The sequence below is a fragment of the Arthrobacter sp. M2012083 genome, assembly GCF_000281065.1.
Classification (GTDB): Bacteria; Actinomycetota; Actinomycetes; order Actinomycetales; family Micrococcaceae; genus Arthrobacter.
In genome coordinates this window covers 1-12,625 of record NZ_AKKK01000016.1, presented here as the reverse complement: position 1 = coordinate 12,625, position 12,625 = coordinate 1, and the positions used below count along the sequence as shown (strand labels likewise).

The 12,625-nt window shown below is 61.4% G+C and carries 10 protein-coding genes; 5 read left to right on the top strand and 5 right to left on the bottom strand.

The window, feature by feature from the left end:
• Window positions 1–114 precede the first annotated feature (114 nt).
• Both A477_RS0109290 and A477_RS0109285 read right to left on the bottom strand, forming a co-directional pair.
• A complete protein-coding gene (locus A477_RS0109290) occupies window positions 115–1,305 on the bottom strand; it encodes an NAD(P)-dependent malic enzyme (RefSeq protein WP_017198733.1) in 1,191 nt (396 codons plus the stop codon).
• Window positions 1,306–1,582: 277 nt separating this feature from the next.
• Window positions 1,583–2,194: a TetR/AcrR family transcriptional regulator gene (locus tag A477_RS0109285; RefSeq protein WP_017198732.1), complete on the bottom strand. Its 612-nt coding sequence runs from the start codon at window positions 2,192–2,194 to the stop codon at window positions 1,583–1,585.
• A gap of 204 nt (window positions 2,195–2,398) precedes the next feature.
• Between A477_RS0109285 and A477_RS0109280 the strand changes: the two genes are divergently transcribed.
• The 3 genes from A477_RS0109280 to A477_RS0109270 all read left to right on the top strand — a co-directional run bounded on the left by A477_RS0109280 (window position 2,399) and on the right by A477_RS0109270 (window position 5,849).
• Window positions 2,399–3,526 carry an FG-GAP repeat domain-containing protein gene (locus A477_RS0109280; protein ID WP_026005485.1) on the top strand — a complete coding sequence of 376 codons (1,128 nt, stop codon included), beginning with the start codon at window positions 2,399–2,401 and terminating at the stop codon, window positions 3,524–3,526.
• Between the two features lie 51 nt (window positions 3,527–3,577).
• Window positions 3,578–4,723 (top strand): FG-GAP-like repeat-containing protein, encoded by a 1,146-nt coding sequence (locus tag A477_RS0109275; protein ID WP_017198730.1) that lies wholly within the window; start codon window positions 3,578–3,580, stop codon window positions 4,721–4,723.
• A gap of 307 nt (window positions 4,724–5,030) precedes the next feature.
• Window positions 5,031–5,849: an FG-GAP repeat domain-containing protein gene (locus tag A477_RS0109270; protein ID WP_017198729.1), complete on the top strand. Its 819-nt coding sequence runs from the start codon at window positions 5,031–5,033 to the stop codon at window positions 5,847–5,849.
• Between the two features lie 2 nt (window positions 5,850–5,851).
• On the opposite strand, the gene A477_RS0109265 is transcribed toward A477_RS0109270, so the two are convergent.
• Window positions 5,852–7,156 (bottom strand): MFS transporter, encoded by a 1,305-nt coding sequence (locus tag A477_RS0109265; protein ID WP_017198728.1) that lies wholly within the window; start codon window positions 7,154–7,156, stop codon window positions 5,852–5,854.
• A gap of 158 nt (window positions 7,157–7,314) precedes the next feature.
• Between A477_RS0109265 and rraA the strand changes: the two genes are divergently transcribed.
• Entirely contained in the window at window positions 7,315–7,788 is a 474-nt protein-coding gene (rraA, locus tag A477_RS0109260; protein WP_017198727.1) for a ribonuclease E activity regulator RraA, read from the top strand.
• A gap of 132 nt (window positions 7,789–7,920) precedes the next feature.
• Window positions 7,921–9,573 (top strand): MDR family MFS transporter, encoded by a 1,653-nt coding sequence (locus A477_RS0109255; protein WP_017198726.1) that lies wholly within the window; start codon window positions 7,921–7,923, stop codon window positions 9,571–9,573.
• Window positions 9,574–9,748: 175 nt separating this feature from the next.
• Here the strand turns inward: A477_RS0109255 and A477_RS0109250 are convergent, their stop codons facing one another.
• Entirely contained in the window at window positions 9,749–11,191 is a 1,443-nt protein-coding gene (locus A477_RS0109250) for an aromatic amino acid lyase (RefSeq protein ID WP_017198725.1), read from the bottom strand.
• Between the two features lie 507 nt (window positions 11,192–11,698).
• Window positions 11,699–12,625: urocanate hydratase (gene hutU / locus A477_RS0109245; protein WP_017198724.1), on the bottom strand; the 927-nt coding region annotated here is incomplete at its 5' end.

The following is a 12,625-nucleotide window of genomic DNA, read 5'->3' as shown; positions in this document are numbered from 1 at the left end:
AGTCTATGGGCCGCCCGGTTGGCCGACTGAGCACCCGGACCGGCTTAACCACAAACGACGGCGACGCTCCCCAGCGGGAGGCGTCGCCGTCGTCGATTCTTGCGTAAGTAGCCGCTACTCGGTAACGGCGGCAGCAACGGCCGCGGTGACGGCCGGTGCCACGCGGGCATCCAGCGGGCTCGGCACGATGTAGTCAGCGGAGAGGTCTTCTGCAGCCAGCTCGGCGATCGCGTTGGCTGCAGCAATCTTCATGGCGGGCGTAATGCGGCGGGCCTTGGCGTCCAGTGCGCCACGGAAGATGCCGGGGAAGGCCAGAACGTTGTTGATCTGGTTGGGAAAATCGCTGCGACCGGTGGCAACAACTGCCGCGTACTTCTGGGCAACCTCAGGCAGAACTTCCGGGTCCGGGTTAGACAGGGCGAAGACGATCGACTGATCGTTCATGAGCTTCAGGTGTTCTTCATCCAGCTTGGAAGAGGAGACGCCCACAAAGACGTCGGCGCCGGTCAGTCCTTCACCCGGACCGCCGCTGATGCCGCGGGGGTTGGTGCGCTGGGCCATGCGTGCCTTGACGCTGCCGGGATCTGCCACGAGATCGGCACGGTCAGCGTTGACCACGCCCTTGGAGTCGAGCAGGATGACGTCCTTGATGCCAACTGCGAGCAGGATCTCAGCAATGGCGATGCCTGCGGCGCCTGCGCCGGAAACAACAACCTTAAGGCCGGCGAGCTCGCGCTGGGTCACCTTGGCGGCGTTGGTCAGGGCGGCAAGGACCACGACGGCGGTGCCGTGCTGGTCGTCGTGCATGACCGGGCAGTCGAGGGCCTCGATGAGGCGCTCTTCGAGTTCGAAGCAGCGCGGAGCCGAGATGTCTTCCAGGTTCACGGCGCCGAAGCTGGGGCGGAGGCGGACCAGGGTCTCGATGATTTCGTCCACGTTGGTGGTGTTGAGGACCAGCGGGATGGAGTCCAGGTCTCCGAAGGACTTGAACAGCGCGGACTTGCCCTCCATGACGGGCAAGGATGCGCTCGGGCCAATGTTGCCCAGACCCAGAACAGCGGTGCCATCGCTGACCACAACAACCAGGCGCTCGGCCCAAGTGTGCGTGCGGGCAAGCTCAGGGTTGGCATGGATTGCGCGGCTGACCTGCGCAACTCCGGGGGTGTACGCGATGGAGAGGTCGCGCTTGTTGTTCAACGGAACGGTGCTGGAGATGGTCAGCTTGCCGCCCTCGTGGGCTGCGAAGATCTCTTCTTCGCTCAGTACCAAGGTTTCGTTATCAGTTGCAATTGTCTCAATGGACACGTCTTTGTCTCCTCAGGCTAGCCGTGAACCCACGGCATGATTCGGGCAGGAACAGAACTGCTGGTGCGGACCAAGGGTGACTGGTCCGGCATTGCTTCTGCAGATAGGGGGCTGCTAGCCGCTTCGGTGTTTCCAGCCTAAGGAAGAGCGCAGGGTACAAGATTCAATACCAAGAGAGACGATTCGAGAGTAAAACGTTCAACCACCGCAGATTGTGACTCACGTCATTCCAAAAAACGTGTACTTGCGCCCTGCTGGTCTAGACCAGCAGGGTCATTTAGTCCTCCCCGGTGAGGAGTGTGCACGCTTTCTTAAGATCCTTCTCGGCCTCAAACAAAGAAAGCCTGCGGCAACGAACCGCTTGCACCAACCCGCTCACCAAGTGCAGCAAGATCCGGGCCCTGACGGCATCCTTCCCAGGGTCCCTGCTCAGCGAACCAACCACTTCCTCGGACAAGGCATCGATTTCCCGCAGTAACTGCGCCGTGTCATCGTCCTTGCCCGCAGGCCTGATAAGGCAATGTTCCACGCCGGGCTGCATGACCCGCAGATGGAAGATCTCCATCATCAATCCCGCGAGGGCATGGCCTTTGCCTTCCCGCAGCCGGACGCCGTCGCGGAGTTCCCGTAACTGCTGCCGATAGACGGCCAGCATGAGATGGGCCGTAGAGGGAAAGTAGCGGTACAGCGTGCCAAGTGGAATGTCAGCGCGGGCAGCAACGTCAGACAAGCTCAAGGTATCGAACTGCCGCTGGGCAAATCCTTCGGCAGTCTTCAGGATGCGGGCATACCGCAGCTGCTGCCGCGGTGTGGTGGGTGCGGCAGCCATACGGGGCAGCCCCGTGGTCAGGTCAAGGGAGTAGGGTTCCAGTGAGTTTGATGCGGGCATTTCCGGCGATCTCTTGGCAGGCTGACAAGGAAACGGCCGGCTGGGTCAAGAACCGCGGCTGGCCGATCGCATCAATGATACGGGAGCAAAATGACCGTTTGCTGAGAGCCCCTTTGCGCCCGTGAGCCATGCCGTTCCCGGCTATCTACCCTGCAGACACATACACTTCATGCAGGTTTGGATGGCGCACCGGGAGGAACACGCATGGGGACATTACGACGTCGGGTTGCAGCGGCGCTGCTGACCGCCACTGTGGCGGCCATGGCACTTAGTCCCCTATCGGCGTCGGCCGCGCCCAGCAGCGGACCAGACCCCATACTCAATGGGCAAGCATTTGTGGGCAAAAAGCTGACGGCTGACATAGGTCCCTATACGTTCTATGGCTGCGGGGGCGGCAAAGGCCCGGACTTCACGGTGTACTGGACCCGGGATGGCTTCCTCGTAGCCGGCGAAACAACCCGGAGCTACCTCCTTGAGTCCGATGACACAGGCTCCCGGATGGCCGTCCACGTCACGGCCAGCAGAACGGCCTGCGGCGGAGAATCCCTGCACAGCAACGAAACCAAGCCTGTTGGCGCCGTGAACCGGGCCGCAGGATTCACCGGACGCAACTTCGAGCTCCTGACCCGCGCCAACGACGGCTCGCTTTTGCTCTACGGGCGGAATGGCAGCGCCTGGGACCCTGCCCGAACAGTGGGATATGGCTTCAATATCTTCAACACGGCATTCTCCCCGGGCGACTTCGACGGCGATGGCAAAAGCGATGTAATCGTGCGCGACTCCGTTGGAGGGCTTTACCTCTTCGGTGGAGACGGGGCAGGGGGATGGAAACCGGCCAAGTCCATCGGAAATGGCTGGAATGTGTTCGACTCCATCATCAGCCCGGGCGACTTCAACGGCGATGGCCACAACGACGTCCTGGCAAGGGAACCCGGCGGCGCCCTTTACCTCTACCCGGGCAATGGCACCGGCGGATGGTTGCCTCGAGCCGCCGTCGGGACCGGCTGGAACGTCATGGACGCATTGGCAACCCCCGGCGATTTCAATGGCGATGGCAATGTAGACATCCTGGCGCGTGACCGCAGCGGGTACCTGTTTTTTTACGGGGGCAACGGTGCAGGCGGCTGGTCACGGTCCTGGATGATCGGCGTCGGTTGGAATGCGCTCAGGTTCGTGGGCGGTGCCGGTGACTTCAACGGCGACGGCTACCCCGATGTTTACGGTGTGGACCAGCAAGGCCGCTTGCTGACCTACTACAGCGACGGAAGGACCGGCTGGAAGGGTTCCGAGGTTGTGGGCGCAGGCTTTGGATGGTTCACAGCAATCTTCTAGGAAAATCCCAGACGCGGTACCATTAACCGCATAAAGTCTGGGGAGGACACAATGTTTGCTTCATCACGCCCTACGTCCGGCGTGCGCCGGGCAATTGCCGGAGCAGTGGCTGCAATCTTTGCGGCAGTAGTACTTGCCCCCACTCCCGCCATGGCCAACATGGACCCTGAACCTCCAGTAATTACCGGTGCCCCTTATGTTGGTTCCACGCTGACAGTTTCATGGGATCCTATGGCCTATAAGGGCTGCGCCCAGGCCTCCGGGCCCGATACACGCATCTACTGGACCCGCGATGGCGAGTTGGCTGCCGACCACACCACCTGGCCCCACTACCTCCTCGGCGAAGAAGACCGCGGCAAAACCATCGCAGCGCACCTCGTGGCAAACCATCCCTGCGAGGGGATGGAAGTTGCCAGCGAAGAAAGTGCACCGATATCTGCCTCGAACCGCCCCAATGGCTTCACCAGCCGCGGAGCGTTCGAGCTCCTGGCCCGCCGCACCGACGGCGCCTTGGTGATGTACCCGCGCGTATTCAACAGCTGGGAACCTGCACGGACTGTTGGTGCCGGCTGGAACATCTTCCCCACAGTTCTTTCCCCCGGCGACTTTGACGGCGACGGCAGCAATGACGTCCTGGGCCGGGACTCGGCAGGCGGCCTTTACCTGTACAGCGGCGATGGTTCAGGCGGCTGGAACGGTCCCCGCAAGGTAGGAACCGGATGGAACATCTTCACGTCGCTGGTGGCCCCCGGGGACTTTAACAGCGACGGCACCAACGACATCCTGGCCCGCGATTCCGGCGGCTTGCTTTACCTCTATCCCGGTGATGGGGAGGGCGGCTGGCTGCCAAGGTCCGTCGTGGGGCAAGGCTGGAACGCGCTGAACGCGATCGTCACTCCCGGGGACTTCGACGGCGACACGAACGTCGACGTCTTGGCTCGCGATGCTTCCGGCTACCTAAGGCTCTACAGCGGAAACGGCACGGGTGGCTGGAACGGCATGACCATCGTTGGTCAAGGCTGGAACGGCATGAGCAAGATCGGCAGTGCCGGCGATATCAACGCCGACGGCAGCCTCGACGTCTTTGCCGTGGACGGCTCGGGCCAACTGCGCGCCTACTACGGCAACGGCAATGCCGGCTGGGCTGGCGCTGAAGTAGTCGGCTGGGGATGGGGCGGGTTCACGGATCTGTTCTAGCATCCAGCCACCTACGGCGTCGCAATATTCGGACCGCTATATGCCAGCGGGCCAGCAGGCGGTAGTGTCATCCCAATTGATCTCTTCGGCCAACTCTGTGCCGCCTTATTATTTGGGGGAATCCTTGGGCTTCAGCTCTGCCCTTCGCGCGCCTGCGCGCCGTCTGCTCTCTTTAATTGCTGCGCCTCTGGTAGCCGCCGGGCTGCTTGCCTCGGCAATGCCTGCTTCCGCGGTTCCTGAGAGAGCTGCTTCAACTTCTACCACCTCTAACGTCCGGTCAAAGGCTGGCCTTGAAACGGCCAACTCCATGCCGAACGAAGCGACGCCCCGCTCGAAGGGTTTCGACGGCGACGGCACCTTCGACCTGTTCGCCCGCGACGCCGCCGGCCGGCTGCTGCTTTACCCCACTGATGGGAGAGGCAACTGGCGGGCACCGCAAGTAATCGGCAACGGCTGGCACATATACAACCTCCTGGTTTCGCCGGGAGACTTCGACGGCGACGGAACAGTGGACGTCATGGGCCGGGACGGCTACGGACGGCTCTTCCTTTACCAAGGAAACGGCGCCGGGGCGTGGAAACAGGCGTTCCAAATCGGCCAAGGTTGGCAGGGGTTCATCAACCTCATCGCACCCGGCGATCTGAACGGCGATGGCACCAATGACATCCTTGCCCAGGATGCAGCTGGCAATGTATTCCTCTACCCAGGAAACGGGCGGGGCGGCTGGCTCGCACCCAGCAAGGTCTCCTCGGCTTGGCAGGGCCTGGATGCTGCCGGCGCGGGGCATTTCTATGGCACACCCGAGGCCGTGGTCCTCACCCGAAGTTGGTGGGGTGACCTACAGGTTCGGTCCTCTCCGCGCAACGGTTTCTTCCATGAGTACGGTCATCCCAGCGGCTACGACGGAGTCATTGGCAGGGGCTGGGAAGTGCTGAGTCGCTTTGGGGTCGCCGGTGACTTCAATGGCGATGGCTACAACGACGTTTACGGCATCAGCCCGAACGGTCAGCTCACGATGTACCTCGCCGACCCTTCGGGGTTCAGCAGCCGGGGCATCTACGGTTTCACATGGAAAGGGCAGCCGGTTGTCGGTAGCGGCTGGAACGTCATGAATGCCGTGTTCTAGGCCTAGTCCACGCTCTTGATCTTCACCACGAACACGGCGCCCAAGAGCCCAATGACTGCGGCGGCTACGTATAGCGAGACGTAGCCGCCCCAGTACAGGACAAACGGCGATGCGATCAAAGGGGCGATCACTTGGGGCAGTGAATTGGCTATGTTGATGACGCCCAAGTCCCGACCGCGGTCCATGCCGGTCGGAAGGACCTGCGTGATAAGCGCGAAGTCGACGGCGAGGTATGCACCAAATCCGATCCCCAACACCACCGCCCCGGCGAGACCGCCGATCCATGTTGGTGCGAAGGCAAGGATCAGCGAAGCCAGTGCAATGATGACCGACGACGCGATGACTAGAGGCTTCCGCTTGCCCATCTTGTCGCTTAGCCGTCCACCGAGAACACTGGTAATAATGACCGATACCGCGTAAAGCCCGGTAAGAACGAGGACACCAAAAGAAGGATCGATTCCCTCGGTTTCCTTGAGGCGCACGGCATCGCTGAGGAAGAACAACAGATACAACGTGACCATGTGGTTACCGGTGCTGACCAGCAGACGCGTCAGCCAAGCCCAAGCGAAGTCGGGATAGCGCTGAGGCGAAACCCAGAAGCCTTTGAGGAACTCTGCCAGGTTGAAGGGCGGGCGTTCGGTTGGGGGAAGCTGCTGATCGTCATTCTTGAAGAGGTAAAGCACGACGCCGGCGAGCAGCGCCGCGGCGCACAGCCAGTACCCGGCTGCAAAGTCTCCAACAACCACCGCCGCGATCACCGCGCCGATCAGAATACCTACCGTCTGCCCCATCGCGGCGAGTCCGCCGACAGTTCCGCGCTGTGGAACCGGGACGCGGTCAGGTACGGCGGCCGTTATGGCGGCGTACATGGCGTTGGCTCCGGCCTGCACCAGGCACCAAAGCAAAGTCATGGCTGCAACATTGGGGGCACCGGCCAAAGCAACGAGCGCAACAGCTGCCAGGATGGCGCCCATCAGGACCCAAGGGACACGACGTCCGAATCGTGACGTCGTACGGTCGCTGAAGGCGCCAAACAAGGGATTCGCAACCATGGAAACAGCGGCACCGCAGCCTGTCACCAAAGCCAGGATCGCTTCCTTCTGGCCTTCATCGAAGTGGGCTGCCTGCTGCCCGAGAAGAACTTGAAGGGGACCAAAGAATGCTGCGTTGATGCCCAGGTTCACGAGCACGACGCCGGTGACCCAGATCGGCCGAACCCGGGTAACAGGCTCCGCCAGTGCCGTTGTGGTACTTCCGCGTACTACGGCTGGATCCGGCACCGGGCCCGGTAGATCGGACAAGCTCATCGCAGGTTCCCCCTCGTTTCAATGTTTGGATTCAGCCTAGCGCGGTCGAGCGACAGTAAACCGCCGTTGCACTTTTTATCCACATAGGCCGAAACATCTCCTGCGGCAGCCCTGACGCAGGCGTTAGTGTGGCCTCAAACCGATAGAGGAGCAGCACTATGAGCGAGCAAGTAAATACCGCCGATCTCTACGACGAACGCGGCGAGGAACTGGAATCCATCGCCGTCCAGTTTCAGAATTTGGGTGGCCGCACACACTTCAGTGGGCCGGTCCGCACTATTCGATGCTTCGAGGACAATGCCCTGGTCAAGACCGTCCTGAGCACTCCCGGGGACGGAGCGGTTCTGGTCATCGATGGACAGGGGTCACTGAGGACCGCGCTCATGGGTGACATGATCGCGGAAAGTGCCGTAGCAAACGGCTGGGCGGGAGTAGTTATTAACGGGGCCATTCGCGACCGCGAGGCCATCGCGCGCCTGCCTCTGGGCGTGAAAGCACTCGGCAGCAACCCGAAGAAGAGCGCCAAGACAGGCGTGGGTGAGGTTGACGTCCAGCTGGTGATCGATCGCGTGCGGATCCAGCCCGGCGTGATGATTTTCTGCGACACGGACGGCATTTTGGTGGAGCGCTAACCCTCCTGAAGGCACCGACTTACAAGAAAAGTCGAAGAAACATTCTCTCGGCGGGAATCAATGGGACCGTAAGATAGTTACTGAAAGCAACTATCCTGCTTAACTCACTTTTCTGCCATCTCTGGAGAAGATATGTCCAAAACTGCGCCCGTAAGGGCTGCCGGTGAGGTCCTGACGCAACGTCAGACACTCACCGTCATGGTGGGGCTCATGCTCGGCATGTTCCTGTCCTCGCTGGATCAAACCATCGTGTCCACGTCCATCTACACCATTGCCAACGACCTCGATGGCCTGTCTCTTCAGGCGTGGGCAACCACGGCTTACCTCATCACATCGACGGTCAGCACCCCGCTCTACGGCAAGCTCAGCGATATTTTCGGCCGCCGCCCGCTCTACCTCGTGGCCATTGTGATCTTCCTGATTGGTTCCCTTTACGCGGGATCGGTCCACTCCATGACGGAGCTCGCCATTGCCCGCGGCATCCAGGGTCTCGGCGCCGGTGGCCTGCTGGCATTGGCGCTGACCATCATCGGTGACATCGTGGCACTGAAGGACAGGGCCAAGTACCAGGGCTACTTCATGTCAGTCTTCGGCATCTCTTCCGTCCTGGGCCCGGTGATCGGCGGGGCCTTCGCGGGCTCGGCCAACATCCTGGGCTTCGAAGGCTGGCGGTGGGTCTTCTTCATCAACCTCCCCATCGGGCTCGCCGCCCTTGTGGTGGTCTTCATGTACCTGCACCTTCCTGCACGGCACGTGAAGCAAAAGATCGACTACTGGGGTGCTGCGGCTATCACACTGGCCATTGTCCCCCTGCTTCTGGTTGCAGAACAGGGCCGCGTTTGGGGTTGGGCCTCCGGCGCATCCTGGCTCTGCTATGGACTTGGCGTCATCGGAATCGTGGCCTTCCTCCTGGCCGAAAGGCGAGCCGGGGACTACGCACTGATTCCCCTGCGGCTTTTCAAGAACATGACGTTTGGATTGTCGTCGCTTCTGAACTTCATCATCGGCATCGGCATGTTCGGCGCAATCGCCATGCTGCCTATGTACCTGCAGCTCGTGAAGGGGCTGACTCCCACCGAGGCTGGCCTGATGATGATCACGTTTACTGTGGGCATCCTCTTCGGCTCGATCTCTGCCGGCCGAACCATCTCCTCATCAGGGGTATACCGGATCTTCCCGATCCTGGGTACCGCTATCTTGGCCGCTGCGGCCACCGTCATGGGTTTGGTGCTGGGCGTCGATACCGGACTGTGGGTTCCCGGCCTGATAGCAGTGTTCTTCGGCGTCGGACTGGGCTTCTGCATGCAGCCGCTCACGCTCGCAATGCAGGTGTCGGTCCCGCCCAAGGACATGGGCGTGGGCACCTCCACTGCGGCGTTCTTCCGTTCCATGGGCGGGGCTGTGGGAACTGCGGTGTTCATTTCCATGCTGTTCAGCACAGCGGCCGACAAAATAGCCGACGGCATGAAGACCGCCGCTTCCAGCCCGGACTACCAAGCAGTGATGACGGACCCCGCTGTGGCATCGGACCCGGCAAACGCCAAGCTCTTCGACTTCTTCAAGAATGGTGCCAACAACGAGTCCCTGAATGACACCAGCTGGCTTCATACGGCCAACAGCACGCTGACACGGCCCATCACCGAAGGCTTTGCCCAAGCGATCGACATCGTCATGCTGACAGCTGCCGGGCTCATGCTCGTAGCCTTCCTGATCAGCTTCGCCCTGCCCAACAAGAAGCTGACGGATCCCAAGGCAGCAGCCAAGGAATCCGTTCCGGCGCATTGATGCCTGGACATACAAGGCCGGCTGCTAAGGACCCGGTTCATAGACAATCGGCCCACAAATAGCTGGTTCAAAGAGAACGGCAGGCAGTCTCCGGACTGCCTGCCGTTTCCATTGGGTCATTGTCATTTGTGCAATTTGGTCGGCAGCTCCGAGTACTAACCCTTTACTCCCAGTATTAACCTTTTATGAACTCGATGGCCAGCTCCAGGTCACCACGAAGGTCGCGATCCCCAACGTCGGACGGCAGCGTGAAACCTGCCTGCATCATGGCGCGCAGCCGCTCGCTGGCGAACTCTTCGGGGCGTCGCCCCTGCAGCCGCAGGGCACGGGAAGCACAAACAAGCTCGACGGCGGCAACGGTGGCGAGTGCGTCCGCCGTCGACTCCAACTGGGCGGTGGCCACGCTTGCGAAGCTGGCATCCTCCTCAGCCCCGAGGGACAGCACCCCAGTCTGCAGGCTTGCCGGCTGGGCGTTGGCCCGAATGCGGCCGACGGCGGCAGCAGCCACGTATTCGAGCATCATTACCCCTGACTGACCTGAACCGTCCTCAGCCAGGAAGGGTTGCAGGGCCGTATACCTTGGGTCGCAAAGGAGGTCGATCCTCCGAAGGTGAGTGGCGCACGCCGCGCCGATGGCCAGCTGCAACGTATCCACGCGGCGGGCAAGGTTTGTCATCTGGAAGAGCCCGTGGTGCGCGACGTCGTTCGTGCCGTCTGACGGCGAGCCGTAAACGAGCGGATTCTCATTGCCCGCTGTGACAAGACGGCTCAGAAGAGCATGCAAGCCCGCTAGTTCCTCCGTTTGGGAACCAAAAATCTGTGGCAAGGTCCTCAAGCAGTAAGGATCCTGAATGCGGGCAGGCTCGCCGCTGCCATGAACCATGCCATGGAACATCGTTGCGGCCGACGACACCTCTCGAGTATCTGCAGCCGCCGCTACTGCGGGGCTCAGCGCCTCTGAGTTGCCGGACATGGCAATGAAGGACATTGCAGCCGCTGACGCTGCATTATCCACGAGCCTCGACAGTTTTTGCTGCGCCAAGATCGCTTGGCCAATAGTCAGCGCGCTGGAGCTGATGAACGGAAGGGCATCGGACGTGGCCCACCCCGTGAGGCGAACCGGAACGTTGCCGCCACCCAATGGCTGGCGTTCGCCCAACAAAGTGAGCGCCGTGCCGGCCAATGCCTGCAGGTCCGCAGTTCCGATGCCACCGAACTCCCGGATTTCCGGAACGACATCGCTATTGATGAGTTCCACCAACTTCTCGGCAATGGAGGGGTTGATCCCAGATCCGCCAGCCGCCAATTGGCTGAGCCTGACAACCAACATTGCACGAACTGTCCTGCGATCCAGTGCACGGCCCGCATCCACAGCGTGGCTGCGCAGAAGCTTCAGCCCGTGGGTGTCCCCACCCTCGGCTTCCGTCAGCGAAACGGTGCGGTTCGCTCCAACCCCGGTCGATCGGCCGTAGACCGGACGGCGCAACGCCGTAGCTTCCGCAGACTTACGCGATTCGTCCATTCGGACCAAAGCTTCCGGAGCCAGCACGACGTCTTCACCGTCGGCTACTGCGACGACATCGGCCAAGTTCAGCGTCAAGCCATCAATCGTGACCATGAACCGGTCCTTTCCAGTCAGTTTCCAGGGCTAATCCGTTTCCGGTGCAGTGCAGTAAAAGCAGTCCTCCGGACAAGACAACTGTTGTTGTTCGACGCCTGCACTATCTCGAGATGAGTATTCATCCGGAGCATGATTCCGGGTATCAGGCTGGAACGCTAGTGGTAAGAGTGCCGTCATCGTTCACCTGGGGTCAACTGAAACCCGTCCTCAGTATGAAAGAGCTTCCGAATCCCTGTCCTGGAAAGGATCCAGAGAATTGTGCCATCCGCGGTTCTATCATCCACAGTCCCCCGAAACGGATTGTGGCCGCCTTTTGTCATTGTCACCCGCGTTCCCATCGCGACTGATGTCCACGGTCCCGGGCTCTCCCTTTCCATGGTGCGTTTCCTCGCTCTCAGGTGGATGTGCTGATCGTTTGTTATTCGAACTCATGCCTAGGTTGCCCCAGGACGGCTAGGCAAGGATGCCTCGCCTATCCGTCCCGGGGTTTCCTTCGAGAGGCAGTTACCGCGCCCTGGCGGTCTCGTTCATGGGGATGCGGACGCCGCGTTCGTTGGCGACCTCGATGGCGCGGTCGTAGCCGGCGTCGACGTGGCGGATGACGCCCATGCCGGGGTCGTTGGTCAGGAGCCGCTCGAGTTTCTGGGCTGCCAGTTCAGTGCCGTCAGCGACGGAAACCTGGCCCGTGTGGATGGACCGGCCGATACCAACACCACCGCCGTGGTGGATGGAAACCCAGGTAGCACCCGAGGAGGCAGCGGTCAGAGCGTTCAACAGCGGCCAGTCAGCGACCGCGTCCGAGCCGTCCTTCATCGACTCGGTCTCCCGGTACGGAGACGCCACCGAACCCGAGTCCAGGTGGTCACGGCCGATCACGATCGGGGCCTTGACCTTGCCCTCCTTCACGAGCTGGTTGAACAACAACCCGGCCTTGGCCCGTTCGCCGTACCCGAGCCAGCAAATACGAGCCGGCAGCCCCTCGAACTCCACCCGTTCGGCCGCAGCATCGATCCACTTGTGCAGGTGCTTGTTCTCCGGGAACAACTCCTTGATCGCCGCGTCCGTCACCGCGATGTCTTCCGGATCGCCCGAGAGCGCCACCCAACGGAACGGGCCCAGACCCTCGCAGAACAACGGCCGAATGTACGCCGGAACGAAGCCAGGGAACTCAAACGCCCGCTCGTACCCACCCTTCCGGGCCTCATCCCGGATCGAGTTGCCGTAATCGAACACCTCAGCCCCGGCATCCTGGAACTCCACCATCGCCTGGACCTGACGGGCCATGGACGCCTGAGCCTTCTTCGTGAACCCTTCCGGATCCGCCCCGGCCTCAACATGCCACTCGGCCACGGTGATGCCCTCAGGAAGGTAAGACAGGGGATCATGCGCACTGGTCTGGTCCGTGACCACATCAAAGGTGACCTCCCCGGC